This is a genomic window from Cupriavidus sp. KK10 (assembly GCF_018223725.1).
Lineage (GTDB): Bacteria > Pseudomonadota > Gammaproteobacteria > Burkholderiales > Burkholderiaceae > Cupriavidus > Cupriavidus necator.
The window spans coordinates 1,321,025-1,337,547 of record NZ_CP073678.1; the positions used below are offsets into that span (position 1 = coordinate 1,321,025).

Here is a 16,523-nt window from a genome sequence, read left to right on the forward strand (position 1 = left end):
GTAGCGCCTGTGTGTCGCGGCCATTCGTGAATGGATTAGCGAGCTCAGTGAGCAAGCCTCGTTTCTTGGCACGGAACAAATCAGCGAATTATCCAGAGAACTCGACGCCATACGGGTGGCCATCGCCTCGTCCATTGCCCAAGCCGCGCGCGGCCTTGCACCCGATCTGATGTGGGAGTTTGGCGCGCTGGCCGATACAGTCTACGAACGCACGACGGAAGAAGGGTGGGAAATCAGCGTTATCTTTGACGAGGCCTGCTCCGACCTTGTCAAGCTCAGCATCAGCCTCCACGCAGGTGTCGAGCCTGCAGTATTCGCCACGAAAGTTGTCGCGGCACTCAACCGCAATCGTCGATATGGAGAATACCGTGCGCTGATTCAGGCGATTGCATCAGCTGAGACGTGGGCACCAGCCTACGTTTCGCAACTGAAGGCGTTGCTCAAGAGCACGCTCTGAATCTTCCCAAGATGAACGTCCTATCGATGCCTCCACTTCCTGGAACATTATTGGCGATTATGTCGCGCGACCGGCCCACGGTCTCCGCTGCAGTTTCGATCGCGCTAATCAAGCGGGGCAGGGCGTGCTTCGGTCTCAGCCCGGTCGTCTCTTGCCCAGCCCTCGCCGTCAATCAAGTCTTCGTGTCTGGTACGGCCGTCCCTAGTTGTTGAGCCGTCATTCGCTCACACCTGCAAGCTGGGTCGCGCGGACAGGACTCAAGCCTTCTCCCGATCTGCATCGGCCTGTTGAATCCGCAGCGCAATTCGGACGTACGCCGACTAACCATGAACGTTCGTATCGGGCCGGCAAGCGATTTCGGTCAGTCGCGAGCGGTGGACTCGTGTGCCCGTTCCTGTCGTACAGTTTCGAGCATGAAGCGACGCGATTTGGACCCGTAGGCGACCTTCAGTCTCCAACGGGCGAAAACTATCTTGGTCTGGCGCCCGACCCGATGATGAGTTCAAGCTCGGTCTTAAAGCCTTCACCGGCGTCGAACTGCTTTAGGCATTCATAAACATCGTTCCAGGCGCTCAATCTCGCCGCGACGTCGAGGTCCGCTATCACAGCCCGGTATGCCCCGGCGGCTTCCTGCATCAGTTGCAGAGCGTCGAACGCGCTGGGCAAGACGAGCTGCGCTCGAACGTGCTGTGTTTTCACATCGCAAAGACCGCTGTCGTTCATCAGGCGTTCCATGACGCCATCGCCTCCCAGTGCGAAGATTCCAGGTTGTCCGGGCGCGGGAGGCGACTTGCCCGCGTGGCGCAGAAGGATCGCCATCGGCTGGGCCATAAAGGGATTGTTGGCCGGCGTCGTGAAGACCAGTGCCGCGAAACGCGCGCCAGGCTTGAGTGCGCGTCGGACAGCTTCCAATGCCTCACTCGGTGACGGGAAAAGCATCAATCCCAATCGGCACATCGCCGCGTCGAACGGGGCCAGTGTCTCGTCCAATTCGTCTGCCGCGCATTCCAGCGTTTCGATATTCTGAAGCCCGGCACGAGCGGCATTTCGGCGGACATGCTCCAGCATGGTGCCCGATATATCACTGGCGACCACTTCGCCGCCGGCACCCACTCGCATCGCTGCCTGGATGCTCTGGCTGCCGGCACCGCAGGCCAGATCGAGAACGCGCATGCCCGGCCGGATACCGGCCATATCGATGAGCGTGTCCGTGGCGCCCGAAAGATTGGTGGCGAACACGTGCTCCCACTTCGACCAGCCGGGTGCTGCCGACTCCCACGTATTGCGAAGATTGGATTTCACTCTGCTGTCGGCCATCTGGAGACTCCCTCAGGACCCGCCGCCTATACGGGAGCATTGTATTGCGCATGCGATGCGTGTGGGCCCGGTCATGCAGCGCCCGTAAGTTGGCGGCCGCACGCACAACCAAAGTTGTGTCAATATTTCAACTAAAGTTATAGCCCCTCGCCAGAGTGGCTAAATCGCCATATTTAGCTTGTCGCAACCCGACGCAGCCCTGACCACATGATGGGTCGCGCGGGCCAAAAAGAGAAGGGCGGATCAGCGCCCGGCAACATCGGGCAGGGCGCGCGCCCGCTGGTAGCAGGGCCACCACGGTCAGGTCATAAGCCTCCAGAACCCTTCCTGCAGCAAGACCTGGTAGCCGGCCGCCGGCCACGGCGGGATCGGCTCGGGCGTCACCGCGCGCGCCGAACTCGGAAACGGTAACACGACCTGAGCGATCCGCTGATAGTACATCGCACAGCGCCGCAGGCCCGCGATCGCCGCGCCCGGCGTCACGGCGGCTACCTGCAGCGGTGCGTCATCCCAGCGCGCGACAAAGCGAGCATCGGACGCGTGATAGAGCCATCACCACGGACGCCCGTCGTGCAGGGCCAGCACGCGGCGACGCCGCACATCGCAATCGGCCGGCGCGATCGCCTCGCTCACCTACCAACCGGTCGCTACCGACCAGATCAGGCACGCGCCCCGGCTGGCCGCCGACATCGTGTCCCGGCGCACCTGTCGGCGGGCGGCGTTTGCCACCTGCCGCATCGCCTTGTTCGCATGCGCGGACGCCGTCCAGTCTGCAGGGATCGGCGCCGCGAAGCCGAGTCCGCGGCGTGTGATGCGCGGCAGCCAGGCGCTGTCACGCCACGATGTGCTGGGCGCCGCGTCTGCCCACGCGGCGACGCCCGAGCATACGGCCGCGGTCGCGCGCGCTTGCGCATCGCGCATTTGACAATCGGCTTGCACGGGTTCAGCAAGCTGACCCGCGTCCCTGCCGGCGGCGAGCGATCAGGCCAACGCCGTAGTTCAATGCCAGGTTCGGCCGCACGTCCCCACAGCATGTCGATGAACGCCTGCCGCGCGCGGGGGACTGCCGCCGATCCACGCGCCGATCGCGAACGGATCGCACGAGGCGATGAACCGGGCCATCCATCTCACGCCGCCGGGCGCCAGGTGTCGTCGCACGTGGCGGGCGAGCGCCCGATACACCGTTGTCGCGGGCGTCGGCTGCCAATACGACGGCTTCCCCTGCTCGCGTTTGGCCGGCGGTGGTGGCGCATGGGCGTTGTCAAGTTGGCGAAGCGGTCGGGGTAAGATGAGGCGAAGAAATCGCTCTATCATGGCCACCGGTTTCCGGACGGCGATCATCAGCTGCGCGGTGCGCTGGTATTTTCGCTTCAATCTGAGTCTGCGCGACATCGAGGAGTTGCTGTTCGAGGGCGGTGTCGTCGTTACCTACGAAACCATTCACCGTTGGTGCGACAAGTTCGACGCCGGCTTCGCGCATCGCGCCAAGGTCGCACGGCGCAAGCCAGGCGGCACTTGGCATCTAGAGGAGATGTTCGTGACGCTGCGCGGTGAGCCCTACGTCCTATGGCGAGCGGTCGACGAACATGGCGCCGAACTCGACATGCTGCTGCAGAAGCGGCGCGACAAGGCTGCCGCTAAACTTTTCTTCCTGCGCGTGCTGCGCTCTTGCCCGGCGCCGCGCAAGATTGCCACCGATCAGCTGCGCAGCTACCCGGCGGCGAAAGCCGACATCCCGGAGTTGGCCTGCGTCAAGCACGTGTTCGTGAAGGCGACCGCCCGCGTGAACAATCGGGCCGAGAACAGCCACCAGCCCACCCGTGAACGCCAAAGGCGTATGCGTGGCTTTCGCGACCCGAAGCGCACGCAGGCCTTCCTGTCGAACTTCGGTCCGATTCGGCAGCACTTCGCGCTGAAGCGGCATCTGCTGCGCGCGTCGCTCTATCGCAGACACCTCGCTGCGAAATTCGTCGCGTGGTACGAGTTCACCGACGTGGGCCAGAATCCGTCAACGGCCCCCTGAGCATGTATTGCTGCCTGCCAATGACTTGTCTCGTTGTCGACAAGTTGACAGAGCCAGCACCTGTGCTACGCATCTGAACAATATTGAAGAGCTAGGCCTGGTCGACAAGGCATGCTGCGATGCAATCGTCGGCGGCTGTCAGGATCTGATTTCCGCGTGTGATCCGAGCCTTGGATTCATGACGATTGAGGGAACTGGCGGACTTTCGAGCCAGCCATGATTCAACTTGGTCGTAGGCCCATAGGGACGGTCCCCTGGCAGGCGCAGCAGAAGCGACGGTCCCCTGCCGTCCTGGCGCACGCGTAGGCTGCGGGATTCGATCGCCTCAGCGGAGCTAACCACCACACGATAATTGCCCGGCGGCAGCCGAAGGTAGAGCAGCGGCCCCTCACTCAGTACCAGCAGCAAGATCTCGCGGCGCGCGTCGAACAACGTCACCGTGACGTCCGACAAGCTGCTGCCATCCGCTTCGTTCACGAAGTGCATATGGACATTGAAGCGCCCGGCCATGCTGCGCATGGCCGCCACTTGGTCTACCCCGATCCCGCCGGAAACGTAGTCGATCCCGTTCATATGATGGATCGCCGGCGCCTCTGGTACCGCGAGCGGTACCGCCGAATCGGCACCAGTGGGTATGGCAGCGAACACGCCCGGGCAAAGCAGACAGGTGGCCAACGCAATCGCACGCATGGGGATCTCCTGCAAGAAGCTGATAGGCGATAGGCGACGCCTGCGCCGGTGATGTCATCCAGAGTAGGCGTGCACGCGAGCGCGATCTTGGGCTACATCAAGCCCGGCCACATCCGTCAACGCTGCGCTCCCGATGGCGGCACGCCGGCGTGCTTGCGGCACATCAACACCGGGTACGCGCATGCGTCTATGCTGTAACAGCCAACTAATGACCACTCTGACACAGCGGCCGTCGCTGGCTGGCCAATCTTGGCCAGCCGCCCGGGAGCGCCTCCCTTGCAATGGCCTCAGCGGCAGCTTGATCTCACGCAGGAAGAACTTCCGCCAGCCGGGCGGAACGGAGTCCGGCAGCTTTCCCTTGAGCTGGACCGGGGCAAGTGGCGGGGAGACATCGACACCGCGGCGCCCGCCAGCAGCTTACCCCTCGTCCATCCTTGCCTTGATGCACGGATCGCCGCCACGAACGGCTGGGAAATATCGACGCGGAAACCTACGATGAGGAAATCGGCGCCTTCCTGGTCAAGTATGGGTTTCCTGAGTTTGACTCGATTGAGCATATTGAGGGCGACAGCTCCAGGCCTTCCGTCATACTGACGTTTGATTCGGTGGACGAGGAAGCCCTTCAGAAGCAAAGGAGCGGATTTGGAAAGGTCATAAGCGCAGCGCGTTGGTGATGCGGGAGCGCTTCCATTAGCAACAGTCCGCGCTGTGGACAGGCAGTCTCGCAGCAAGGGAACCCATATAGGGGAGAGCGGCATGAACACGAAGGCACTACTGGCCATGGCCATCCTGACGACGGCGACCGTATCGGCTTGGGCACAACCAGAAACGAAAGTGCGCGTCACCCAGGCACCAGGGCAGACAAGTCTCATAGGTACTGCTAAGGCAACCGCCACGATTCTCAAGATTGATACGCCAACGCGAACGGTCTCCCTGAAGACTGGTGACGGCAAGGTCGTGGACCTGCCAGTCGGCCAAGAAGCCAGGAATTTCGACCAACTGAAGGTTGGCGATGCTGTCACGGTTGAGTACAAGGAAGCCATGACCCTCAGTCTCAAGAAGGGCAGCGGACCCCTTTCTATGCATGAGCGCGAGATCTCGGACCGCGCCGCACCCGGCGCAAAGCCTGGTGGGACGATTGGCAGGGAAGTGACAGCCACGGCGGACGTCGTCGCGGTGAACGCCGCGGCCAAGACCGTGACCCTCAAGGGGCCAAAGGGACGTACCGTCGACCTCATGGTCGAAGACCCCGAGCGGCTCAAGACCATCAAGAAGGGCGACCGGGTTGAGGCGGTTTATACGGAAGCCGTAGCGGTGTCTGTGCAGCCCGCCGCCGCCAAGTAGTGGCACCCGAGGTGCAGCGCTTGCGGCCGTTCCGCTGACTACCAGATGCCATAGTGGTTCCACATGGTATGTGAACCTTGAAGCCTCGGGCCGCGGAAAGTGTTGCTCAGTAGGGTGACATCTGGGTGCACAACCGATTGCCGAGTGATCACCTGGCGCGCATCGGTTGTCGAAGTCATCGAATGTTCCACGATCGTCTCCAGTCAGGCGAAAGTGCCTGCAAGGGAGAATGCCAATGTCGAGCAGCCATATGGCAAGTCCGCGCCGGACAGGGGTTTCCAGTGAACACAGGATTTATCTCCGCGCGGGAGATAGTCGAGCCTTTTTGCCAACAGGCTCGAAAGCACTGTGCGCTACCTTGACATTGAGACAGATGACGCGCTTGAGATGGCCGAACAGACCGAAGTCTTAACTGTCGCTGCCGGAGAGTTGTCGCGCGCCGGCCGGCTTCGCGCTACAGGCGTTGGCTTATGCCGTAGCGCCGACGTTCAGGCGTTAGTGTCATCTGGCTACCGGACGTCTGTGAGGAAGGGCACAGACGGTGGCGAAATTTGGATCTAGCGTTCCACACCGTCGTCAATGTTGAAAGCGCGCATCGCGCGGCAAAACACCGGAGGGGATTTTGGCATTCCTACTGGATGGTGCCGGTTGGGCCGGCTGGCTGGTGTTTGCGGTCGGTTTGTTCGCAAGTATCATGATTGCTCTGGAGCTCGGCCGATTGGTGTGGCAATGGCATGTTGCCTCCGGTCGCGAACCGGAGACAACGGGCGTGAGCGCGGTCGCAAGCGCAATATTTGCACTGCTTGGGCTATTGATTGCCTTCACGTTTTCCGGGGCGGCGAGCCGCTTTGATATGCGGCGTACGCTGATCGTCCAGGAAGCCAACGACATCGGCACTGCTTACCTGCGTCTGGACCTGCTGCCGCAACAAGCACGTGGTGAGCTGCAGGAGATATTCAGGCAATATCTGGATGCCCGGCTTGACGCCTATCGAGCAGTCCCCGACCGCAAACGCGTCGATGCTGCCTTGGCTCGTTCGGACGTGCAGCGCGAGCGCCTCTGGACAAGATCCGTAGAGGAGTCCCAGCGAACTGCTAGTCCTGCGGCCACCATGCTTCTGTTGCCTGCGCTCAATGCAGCATTCGATACGGCAGCTACCCGGCTTGCCTCAACAAAGGAGCATCCGCCCAGCGTCATCTTCGGCATGCTCTTCGCGCTTTGCTGGGTTGGAGCGTTGTTCGCGGGCTATGGGATGGCCAGCCGCGGTCCTCGAAACTGGTTGCATGCGCTATTTTTCGTGGCCTCGCTGACGGTGACACTCTATGTCATCGTCGACTTGGAGTTTCCGCGGTTAGGCCTGATCCGCGTCGACACTTTCGACGAGGTGTTGCGGGAGGTCCGTAATGGAATGCGATGAACCAACAGGCGCGGCAGTCAGCTCCAAGAAAAAAGTTGAGTGAATCCTCTATGCGCTCGCGCGTCAAGGGACTGGCGATACACCAAGTAAGTGAGCAGCAGAAAACAAGAGGCCGCCGACCACCACAAAGGCTGCGGCGACGACGCGGCTTGTCTGGCTCACCCTATCGCGGCCATCGCTGTCCGGACGCCGATATCATCCCCACCGTACTGAGCCTGTTTGAAAAAGTCATGGGTGGTGGGCGACGCGGCGGCAAGTCCTTGGAAGCATGCGCCATGCCCCAACCTTAACGTACCAAATAGTGCAAGGCATTGATGATCTCACGCAGTTCATACGTTCTGCCTCGCACTGGGTGCGGCAATAGGCTTCCCGTTGCCGCCCAATCGCCGGGGTGTCGCGTCGTCTTGCGTGGCTGGCCCAGCCGTGATTTGGGCTGTCACCCGTCAAGGCGCGGTGTATAGAAACCGGGATCGCACGAAACTTACGCCAGATCAATCGGGCGCCCATGGCAGTTCCTATAGTGAAGATGCCCCCGTACGGATGTGATGTACGCACACGCCCGGCCCGCGCGCACGCGCGCGCCGGCGATGCCGCGATGATCGTCGGCTACATGAGCTCCGGCCAGGCCTTTGATGACGCCATCGGCGAGTTTGCGACCGAATACAGTTCGCAGAACCGCAGCGACTACGCGCGTTCATCCGCGCAATCTGGGAGGGGCGGACCAAGGTGGAGACCGAGATCCAGGCTGGAGCGCGAAAGCGTGCCGCGATGCCATGGCCGGCGTAGTAATCCATCGGAGATTTACATGCTTCACGAAAGCACCCAGCCAGTTGCCGACGGCCCTCACCTCGCCGCGCCGGACTGGCTGCGTGCGTACCGCAAGGCGTGGCTTAAACCGGACGTCATTGCAGGGCTGACCGTCGCGGCCGTGGTAATTCCCAAGGCCCTGGCCTACGCAACGGTCGCAGGGCTGCCCATCCAGGTCGGGCATGGCAATCTGGGCGCGCTGCTGACGGCTACGGCCACGCTCACGCTGCTGGTGGGCGTCATTCTCGTGCTCGCCTCCCTGCTGCGTCTCGGCTTTGTCGGCAACTTCATTTCCGACCCCGTCCTGACTGGATTCAAGGCAGGGATCGCCATCGTGATCGTGGTGGACCAGTTGCCCAAGTTGTTGGCCATTCACTTTACCAAGGGATCATTCGGCCACAACCTGCTGGCGATTGGGGCTGGCCTGCCTCACACGTCCCTCACGACGCTGTGCGTAGGTCTCCTTACGGTGGGCATGCAGGTGGCGATGGAACATTTTTGGCCGAAAGCACCGGCGCCGCTGATTGCCGTGGCTGCAGGGATAGCCGGCGTCTCACTGCTCGGCCAGGGGAGCCATGGCGTGGAAGTCGTTGGCCATGTCCCGACCGGCCTTCCGGCCCTGACCATGCCTGACCTTTCCATGGTCAGGGCACTCTGGCCGGCGGCCGTAGGCATCGCGCTGATGAGCTTCACCGAAACGATTGCGGCGGGTCGGGCTTTTGTCCAGAACGACGAGTCCATGCCCGCCGCGAATCGGGAATTGTTCGCCACTGGGTTGGCCAATCTGGGCGGCGCCTTCTTGGGGGCCATGCCGGGTGGCGGTGGCACGACACAGACGGCGGTCAACCGCCTCGCCGGTGCGCGTACACAGGTGGCGGCACTGGTCACGGCGGCGGCGACCCTGTGCACGATGCTGTTGCTTGCGCCGTATATCGGCAAGATGCCACATGCGACCCTGGCTGCGGTCGTGATCGTCTATTCGGTTGGCCTGATCAATCCTGCCGAGTTCCAGGCCATCCTCGCCGTGCGGCGCACGGAGTTTCTGTGGGCATTGACGGCGATGGTCGGTGTCGTGCTGCTCGGGACGCTGCAGGGCATCGTTGTGGCGATTGCGGTGTCCCTCCTGGCGCTGGCCCACCAGGTATCCAACCCGCCCTTGCTTGTGCTCGGACGCAAGCAGGGCACCGGTCTGTTCCGGCCGGCTTCGCCGGAGCATCCTGATGACGAGCGATTTCCCGGCCTGCTGCTCCTGAGACCGGAGGGCCGTATCTTCTTCGCCAACGCGGAACGACTGGCCCACCAGATTGCATCTTTGGTCGCCGAAGCCAACCCGAGCGTTGTCGTGCTGGACCTTCGAGCCGTGTTCGACCTTGAGTACACGGCACTCAAGATGCTGACTGCGGCCGAGAAGAAATCGAGAGAGAACGGCAGGGAGCTGTGGCTGGTGGGCCTGACTCCGGGGGTGCTGGCCATTGTGCAGCGATCGCCGTTGGGCGAGGCGCTGGGGCCGGAGCGGGTGTTTCCGCGGCTGGAGGACGCTGTCGCATGCTACCAGGCATGCAGGAAGCCGAAGGCGTAGCCATGAAGCTCAAGCGCCGCACCATCAGCACCATCGTGACCATCATCGCCGTGCTCATCCTGCTTGCCGCACTACCTTCAGCGGTGATGGACACCTTCGAAACCGGCCGCATCTATCTGTTCTCAAAGCAGTTCATCACGGAGCTGCCCCAGCGGTTCACCGGCCCCGGCCGCTTGAGATTCATCCTGCAGCCGGCCATCGCCATCCTGCTGGGCTGTCGTGCCGGCTGGGCCGATGCCCGGGCGGGTCGCCTTCCCTTCTTGTATGCCCTGATAACGGATGCCGCCAATCGAAAGGCGCTGCTTCGTGACTGGCTGTCGGCCGTCAGGGATCTGCTGGCCATGGGAGTCAGCTTGGACGCCGTGGCGCAACTGCTCATCTATAAGCAGGTGCATCCCGGCGCAGCAGTGGTTATCGGTCCCGTACTGATCTGCCTGCCATATGCCCTGGCACGGGCCTTGGCCAATCGGCTGACACGGCTTGCACTACAGCATCCCGTCAAGTAGCTGTCTCCGCACTGACATGCAGATCGCAGTCAAGGCGGCCATTGTTGAGAATCACTTCTATGTGGAATAGGAAATGCCGGTTGCCGGCAGTCGCAACCGTCCGCATAAGCGTGGCATTCAGGCCGCAGTTGGCAGCGCTGTAGTGGCATGAAAAACAACGATGTCCAAGTCGGCCAAGACGGTAATGTGTGCCAGTACACCGCCGACTGTGGCTGGCAGGGGCATATTATATTTCCAGCGTCAAACGTCAAACGTCAAACGTCAAACGTCAAACGTCAAACGGCTCGGGGCCGGTACAGACCAGTAGCGAAGTGAGCGGCCGGCCGGGACAGCTGTCCGAGGCCCATTCGGCGGGCGATCAGTGCCTTGGCAAGGCCGTGCGGCAATGACAAAAGGGCGCGGCTTGATACGGCGGTTTTCGGGCGGTAGGAGGTCATTGTGAGAACAATTCTCAACTGGTGGTGCATACTCTGCCTGCTCCCGATCCTGCGGCCTGCACTTCGCGCATCAACGCGAGCACGCGACGAAACTCAGGGTCCGCCTCCCGCAGCGCGCCGCCAGCCATCGAGCGATTGCGCACGCCATTGAGCGACTCGACAGTCAGACCCAGGATAAAGTCCGCCGCATAACCTCCCTGGAGCATGAAGAAAGAGTTCTTTGGCTCAATTGGCGTGATGAGTCCTCGCGGTCAGCACAGCCGGTTGAACTGATCCAGATTCTCATACAAGCAAGGTTAGTCCCACATTGTCAGAGCATCTTGCCTCCAAGCGAGTTTTCTCCTGTCTGCGCGCTGCCGGACATGAAGGATCCGGCCACGAACTTGGAGAAGAACCCGCTAACGGTGTAGATGCCGTGTATCCCCAACCAAATGAAGTTGCACTGCACTGCCAACATCAAGAGAAGCAAATAGCGATAGGGCGCGTCCGACACTCGCAGCCATGCGGTGGCGACCGCGCCAGAGACAGCGATCGTGCGCCGCCGGCTGGTTTGACGGGGCGCCCTCCGAAACCAGCTGATGCCGTCCCAGCGCGGCCAACTTTCCCTGTCAATCAACCCATTGCAAGTCGAAGACGTGGTAGCCCCAGGGCGGCATGTCCAGGAAAAGGCCACGGGCGCGCAGGTCTTCGCCCGGTCGATCATAGACAGCCGGGCTGAGGCGGTCCTGGAGTCGTACGGTCCGCCCCCTCAGTTCGGCAAAGGGCGTACGCATGAAGCATTGGCTTTGCTGCGGCGAGTAGTTTACGGCCACGAACATCCACTCGTGAGGCGCCCGTACCCAGCGGAACGCGATGAAATTGTCCGACGTAGTGTTGTCGGCCCAGACCGGAACACATTCCAGTAAGGACCAGTTTCCATCGCGAACCAGCGGTTGGCGCAACACGGCAAGCAGCCGGTCATAGAACTGCGCGAGCACTCCGTCCACCGCTTCCTCCGGGGCGCGGACCAGATGCGGCGAGATACGCGTGCGCCGGCCCGCGAACTGTCCCTGGTGGAAGAAGCGCAAGCCCGGCGAGAGGAAAGTCAGCACCGCGGCAGCCGCATGGACTTTGGGTGCAAAGGTCGAAGCCGCGCGCGGCTCGTCGTGATTCTCCAGAAAGCGCGCCAGCTTGTCCTGATAGGCCATGTCCGCGCCCAGATGCTCGCGCACGGGGCGGGCGCGCTGTTCGCGCAAGCGGTCGTACAAGCGCTTGTCATAGGCGTAGTCGAAGCCCTGCTGCTGCAGCGTCCATTCCATATCCCAGTAGACCTCAGCCATGAACAGGAAGCCGGGATGCTGGCGCCGCACTGACCCCGTCGCCTTCGGCCAGAACAGGTCGGGCCGGATGCCCCAAGTACGCTCGAACACCTCGGGCAATACCAGCATGGCCATGTCGCAGCGCACGCCGTCGCACTGGTCGGCGATGCGCTCCAGTTCGCCAATCATCGCTTGTTGCAAGTGCGGATTGCCGTAGTTGAGCTGCAGAGTGTCGGGCCAGCCGTCGAAATATGGGTCCCTGCCGTAGGCAAGCAGCAGCGGTCCGTTCTTCGTTGCCACGCGGCAATAGTTGCGGGGCGAACGCTCCAGATCCTCCTCGCTGCCATGGACGAAATAGTCCGGGTGCTCGTCGGTCCACGCGTGATCCGGGGCCATGTGGTTCGGCACGAAATCGAGCATCAGGCGCAGCCCGCGCTGTCGCGCGCGCGTGCGCAGGCGCGCCAGCGCTTCGTCGCCGCCGAGGTCGCGGTGCACGGAGTAACGCGTGATCGCAAAGCCGGAGCCGGCGATATCCGACTCGCACAGGTCGGGCAGCGTTTGCTCGAACTCATGCCGCCACGCCGCGCTGCTGCGCGAGATGCGCTGCGCGGCAGGCCCGGTCTGCCAAACGCTCAGCAACCAGAGCCAGTCGAAACCCATCTCCACCAGACGGTCCAGTTCGGCGTCGGTAATGTCATCCAGCGTGACTGCATGGCCGAGCGACAGCGACAACTCGGTCATCCTGACCCGGGTGTTGAGCTGGTAAAGTGCCGGATAGCGAGGTGTCAGCACAGTCGTCAATCCCCTCTTTGGAACCAAGGATACAGCGTCATCCCGCCCTCGATGAGAAGCGTCGTGCCGACAATGTAGTCGGTGAAATCCGACACTAGCCAGACCGCGGCACGGCCGATCTCCCCGCTCTCCCTGATGCGCTTGTACGGCACGAGCTTCATCAGTCCGGCATAGGCCTCTGGCGTAGACCATGCCGGAGCGTTCATCGCCGTTCGGATCGCGCCCCGCGCTATGGAAATGACACGGATGCGCTTCTTGGCGAGTTCCCGCGCCAGGCTCTTCATCAGCGGCATCAGCCCGTCCTTGGAGGCTGCGTAATTGAGGTGGCGAGTCCACGGAATCAGCTCGTGCACCGAACTTGGGAAGATGGTGTTGCCGGTCGCTACGGAAACGCCCGGGCGCACGCCGCGCCGGAGGAACTCACGAACGGCCTCGCGCGCGCAGAAGGGTGCCAGGAAGGTTGACGCTGATCACCGCGTCCATTGGGCCACGCTCATCTCGTGGAACGGCGCGTTGCGCCCCATGCCGTCAGTGCTGACGAGGATGTCGACGGTGCCAAACTCTTGCTCCGCCGCAGCGAACATGGCTTGCACTTGCGCCTCATCGGCTATTCGGCGGGTGCGGTGATCGCGCTCTGCCCGCCGCCGCGAATTCCTTCGTCCACCAGCTCGGTGTCCGCAGGGTTGGCCACGTCGGACTATCACGTTGGCGCCTGCCCGGCCGAGCGCGACAACGATGGCGGGGCCGATCCCAGAATTGGCGCCCGTCAACCGCGCTGTCTGGTCTTTTGGCAAGTCCAGAGATTTCAGCGTTGGGATCGCCGGCTGGGGCAGGTTTCTGTTGGCGTAGTAGCTCTCCATGGCGTACTTCTTCGTTCGGTTGCTGGGTAAGCGCGGCTCGTTGGCTCCGCAGGTTTCTTCGCCCTTCGCGGCTGATTGGCCTGGGTCGCCTAGGTGGCCTTCTCGGGATTGACAGGAATGCCTTGGGTTGTAGACTCCGGGCCCCTGTGCGCGGCTCTCAGCGCACGCAAGGTCGCCACCTGCGCGCCCGGCGTTAGCAGCAAGTCCTTCGATAGCATGGCATTCCCCTGAATGATGCGCGCGACGCAGCCGGTCCAGCCGGTCTGGTGGCTGGCGCCGATCCCGGCGCCGGTGTCGCCGTGGAAATACTCGTAGAACAGCACGAGGTCGCGCCAGTGCGGGTCGTCGCGGTACTTGTTCGCCGCGCCATACACTGGTCGGCGGCCATCGCTGTCGCGCAGGAAGATCCGGCTCAGGCGCTCGCCCAATTCCTGCGCCACTTCGAGCAGCGTCATCATCTGGCCAGACCCAGTCGGGCACTCGACCTTGAAGTCCTCGCCGAAATAGGCATACAGGCGTATCAGCGAGGTGTAGAGCAGGTAGTTGATCGGCATCCACACCGGCCCGCGCCAGTTGGAATTGCCGCCGAACATGCCAGTGTCGGAATCGCCCGGCACGTAGGCCACGCGATACTCCTGGCCCGCGTGGTGAAAGACGTAAGGGTGCTCGAGGTGGAAGCGCGACAGCGCGCGGATGCCATGCGGGCTAAAGAATTCCTCTTCATCCAGCATGCGGGCCAGAATGCGGCGCAGCTTCTGCTCGCCAACGATTGCCAGCATGCGCCGGTTGGCTACGCCGGGCTGCTGGGGCAGATGCATGTTGGCGGCGAGCTCGGGGTGGCGCCCCAGGAAAAGCCTGGCACGCTCGCGGAACTTCGGCAGCCTGGTGAGGAGATCTTCTTCGAACACCGCCACCGCGGCCAGTGGCAGCAGCCCGACGATGGAGCGCACCTTGAGGCGCGTGGCGTTACCGTCCGGGAAACGCAGCACATCGTAGAAGAAGCCATCCTCTTCATCCCACATTTCATCGTTCCGCTCGCCAACGCTGTCCAGCGCGCCGGCAATGAACACCGTGTGCTGGAAGAATTTCTCGACGAACTCCTCGTAGAGCGGCTCCTGCAACGCAAGCTCGACCGCGATGCGCAGCATCTGCTGGCTGAAGAACACCATCCACGCGGTACCGTCGGCCTGGTCCAGGTAACCGCCCGTGGGCAGTGGCGACGAGCGGTCGAACACGCCGATATTGTCGAGCCCGAGAAAGCCGCCCTCGAAGACATTGGCCCCGGTGCGGTCCTTGCGGTTGACCCACCAGGTGAAGTTGACCAGCAATTTGGAGAAGGCGTACTTGAGGAATTCGATGTCGCCCCTGCCACCGTGACGCTCCTTGTCGAGGACGTAAAGCTGCATCGTCGCCCAGGCATGCACGGGCGGATTGACATCGCCGAAATTCCACTCGTAAGCGGGGAGTTGGCCGTTCGGATGCAGATAGTCGTTGCGCAGCATCAGGTCAAGCTGTTGCTTGGCGAAGTCGGGGTCGACCATGCTCAGCGGAATCATGTGAAAGGCCAAGTCCCACGCGGCGTACCAGGGATACTCCCATTTGTCCGGCATCGAGATGATGTCGTCGTTGAACATGTGCGCCCATTCGCTGTTGCGTACCCGCCTGCGCTCCGGTTTCGGCAACCGGCCACCTGCGCCGTGCTCGTCGAGCCAGACGCCGAGGTCATAATAGAAGTACTGCTTGGTCCAGAGCATGCCGGCAAGCGCCTGGCGCATGACGCTCACCCGGTCTGGGTTGTCGCGAATTGCGAGCGGTGTCATCGACGCGTAGAAGGCATCGGCGTCCTCCAGCCTGGTGGCGAACACGGCGTCGAAATCATGGAAGGGCGCGGACGCCGCACCCGGCGCCTGGGTCGTCAACCGTAAACGCACGACTTGCGACTCACCACCGCCGATGTTGAGCTGATAGTGGGGCGCTGCCTTGGTTCCCTGCTGCGCGGGGTTTACTGCCGCGGCATCGCCATGCACGATGAAGTCGTGGATGCCGTCCTTCGCGTAAGGCGACGCATTGCCCGTGCCGAACAGCCGGGTGTTGTTGGTCTCATTCTCGGTGAAGAGCAGCGGCACGTCGGGGTCGCAGTAAAGGTAATACTCGTCCAGCGATTCCAGAAACAACGGGTCGCTGTGACGGGCGCGGACCGCCGCTTGCCCGGAGAAATCGACGCGCTCGAGGATCGGTTTCGAACCGCCCCCCGGCTGCGACCACGTGTTGCGGAACCACAGGGTCGGCAACAGGTGCAGCGGCGCCGCGTCCGGACTGCGGTTGAAGACGCTGATTCGCACCAGCACGTCTTCAGGCGCCGCCTTGGCGTATTCGACAAAGACGTCAAAATACCGGTTGTCGTCAAACACGCCGGTGTCCAGCAACTCGTACTCGGCCTCATGCTTGCCGCGGCTGCGGTTGGTCTCGACGAGGTCGGTGTATGGATAGGCGGCCTGAGGATACTTGTACAGATACTTCATGTACGAGTGCGTCGGCGTGGAGTCGAGATAGAAGTAGTACTCCTTCACGTCCTCGCCATGATTGCCTTCGCCGTTGGCCAGGCCGAAGGCGCGCTCCTTCAGGATCGGATCGCGCCCATTCCACAGGGCAAGCGCGAAGCACAACACCTGGTGGTCGTCGCTGATACCGCCGAGGCCGTCCTCGCCCCAGCGGTAGGCGCGCGAGCGGGCCTGGTCATGGGAGAAGTAGTTCCAGGCGTCGCCGTTGTCACTGTAGTCCTCGCGCACCGTGCCCCATTGCCGCTCGCTAAGGTAGGGCCCCCATTTCTTCCAGGCCGCCCGGCCCGCCTGCGCTTCATCGAGCCGGTTCTTCTCTGCTTCATTGCTCATGGCGTGCTCTCCTTCTGGCCGGCGAAGCCGGGCAGCTGGATCGGAAGGGGGGCGGGCGTGAGCACGATACACGTGCAATCCAGTCAGGCATCAAGCCGGCTTCTG

General features: G+C 62.4%; 11 protein-coding genes and 3 pseudogenes. 7 read left to right on the top strand and 7 right to left on the bottom strand.

Features of this window, described 5'->3' with window-relative positions; translation table 11 throughout:
- The first annotated feature begins 34 nt into the window (after window positions 1-34).
- Window positions 35-457 (top strand): DUF6880 family protein, encoded by a 423-nt coding sequence (locus KB879_RS37570; RefSeq protein ID WP_371827481.1) that lies wholly within the window; start codon window positions 35-37, stop codon window positions 455-457.
- Between the two features lie 468 nt (window positions 458-925).
- On the opposite strand, the gene KB879_RS37575 is transcribed toward KB879_RS37570, so the two are convergent.
- Complete coding sequence (locus KB879_RS37575; RefSeq protein WP_153954452.1) at window positions 926-1,774, bottom strand: class I SAM-dependent methyltransferase; 849 nt, start codon at window positions 1,772-1,774, stop codon at window positions 926-928.
- Between the two features lie 633 nt (window positions 1,775-2,407).
- Complete coding sequence (locus tag KB879_RS37580; protein ID WP_211982935.1) at window positions 2,408-2,695, bottom strand: hypothetical protein; 288 nt, start codon at window positions 2,693-2,695, stop codon at window positions 2,408-2,410.
- Window positions 2,696-3,073: 378 nt separating this feature from the next.
- Between KB879_RS37580 and KB879_RS37585 the strand changes: the two are divergent.
- Window positions 3,074-3,797: pseudogene (locus KB879_RS37585) on the top strand (IS6 family transposase); the annotation flags it as partial.
- Window positions 3,798-3,935: 138 nt separating this feature from the next.
- Here the strand turns inward: KB879_RS37585 and KB879_RS37590 are convergent.
- Window positions 3,936-4,487, bottom strand: coding sequence for a hypothetical protein (locus KB879_RS37590; RefSeq protein ID WP_211982937.1), 552 nt, complete (start codon window positions 4,485-4,487; stop codon window positions 3,936-3,938).
- A 756-nt stretch (window positions 4,488-5,243) separates the two neighbouring features.
- Between KB879_RS37590 and KB879_RS37595 the strand changes: the two genes are divergently transcribed.
- From KB879_RS37595 to KB879_RS37615, 5 genes and pseudogenes are all read left to right on the top strand, one after another.
- The gene (locus KB879_RS37595; RefSeq protein WP_211982939.1) at window positions 5,244-5,831 is read left to right on the top strand and encodes a DUF1344 domain-containing protein; all 588 of its coding nucleotides are present in this window, start codon (window positions 5,244-5,246) and stop codon (window positions 5,829-5,831) included.
- Between the two features lie 333 nt (window positions 5,832-6,164).
- Window positions 6,165-6,239: pseudogene (locus KB879_RS37600) on the top strand (integrase); the annotation flags it as partial.
- Window positions 6,240-6,453: 214 nt separating this feature from the next.
- A complete protein-coding gene (locus tag KB879_RS37605) occupies window positions 6,454-7,248 on the top strand; it encodes a DUF4239 domain-containing protein (protein ID WP_249221412.1) in 795 nt (264 codons plus the stop codon).
- Between the two features lie 595 nt (window positions 7,249-7,843).
- Window positions 7,844-9,634 carry a SulP family inorganic anion transporter gene (locus tag KB879_RS37610; RefSeq protein ID WP_211982941.1) on the top strand — a complete coding sequence of 597 codons (1,791 nt, stop codon included), beginning with the start codon at window positions 7,844-7,846 and terminating at the stop codon, window positions 9,632-9,634.
- A 2-nt stretch (window positions 9,635-9,636) separates the two neighbouring features.
- The gene (locus KB879_RS37615) at window positions 9,637-10,140 is read left to right on the top strand and encodes a hypothetical protein (RefSeq protein WP_211982944.1); all 504 of its coding nucleotides are present in this window, start codon (window positions 9,637-9,639) and stop codon (window positions 10,138-10,140) included.
- Window positions 10,141-10,591: 451 nt separating this feature from the next.
- Here the strand turns inward: KB879_RS37615 and KB879_RS37620 are convergent, their stop codons facing one another.
- From KB879_RS37620 to KB879_RS37635, 4 genes and pseudogenes are all read right to left on the bottom strand, one after another.
- Window positions 10,592-10,783 carry a hypothetical protein gene (locus KB879_RS37620; protein ID WP_249221413.1) on the bottom strand — a complete coding sequence of 64 codons (192 nt, stop codon included), beginning with the start codon at window positions 10,781-10,783 and terminating at the stop codon, window positions 10,592-10,594.
- Window positions 10,784-11,185: 402 nt separating this feature from the next.
- Window positions 11,186-12,616, bottom strand: coding sequence for an alpha-amylase family glycosyl hydrolase (locus KB879_RS37625; protein WP_249221550.1), 1,431 nt, complete (start codon window positions 12,614-12,616; stop codon window positions 11,186-11,188).
- A gap of 56 nt (window positions 12,617-12,672) precedes the next feature.
- Window positions 12,673-13,527 (bottom strand): annotated as a pseudogene (locus KB879_RS37630) (SDR family oxidoreductase).
- A gap of 89 nt (window positions 13,528-13,616) precedes the next feature.
- Window positions 13,617-16,418, bottom strand: coding sequence for a glucosidase (locus tag KB879_RS37635; protein ID WP_249221551.1), 2,802 nt, complete (start codon window positions 16,416-16,418; stop codon window positions 13,617-13,619).
- Window positions 16,419-16,523: the final 105 nt, after the last annotated feature.

Coding starts and splice junctions, on each gene's coding strand:
- KB879_RS37625 (WP_249221550.1), bottom strand. CDS start 12,616: ATGACCGAGTTGTCGCTGTCGCTCGGCCATGCAGTCACGCTGGATGAC.
- KB879_RS37610 (WP_211982941.1), top strand. CDS start 7,844: ATGATCGTCGGCTACATGAGCTCCGGCCAGGCCTTTGATGACGCCATC.
- KB879_RS37615 (WP_211982944.1), top strand. CDS start 9,637: ATGAAGCTCAAGCGCCGCACCATCAGCACCATCGTGACCATCATCGCC.
- KB879_RS37620 (WP_249221413.1), bottom strand. CDS start 10,783: ATGCTCCAGGGAGGTTATGCGGCGGACTTTATCCTGGGTCTGACTGTC.
- KB879_RS37575 (WP_153954452.1), bottom strand. CDS start 1,774: ATGGCCGACAGCAGAGTGAAATCCAATCTTCGCAATACGTGGGAGTCG.
- KB879_RS37595 (WP_211982939.1), top strand. CDS start 5,244: ATGAACACGAAGGCACTACTGGCCATGGCCATCCTGACGACGGCGACC.
- KB879_RS37635 (WP_249221551.1), bottom strand. CDS start 16,418: ATGAGCAATGAAGCAGAGAAGAACCGGCTCGATGAAGCGCAGGCGGGC.
- KB879_RS37580 (WP_211982935.1), bottom strand. CDS start 2,695: ATGCGCGATGCGCAAGCGCGCGCGACCGCGGCCGTATGCTCGGGCGTC.
- KB879_RS37590 (WP_211982937.1), bottom strand. CDS start 4,487: ATGCGTGCGATTGCGTTGGCCACCTGTCTGCTTTGCCCGGGCGTGTTC.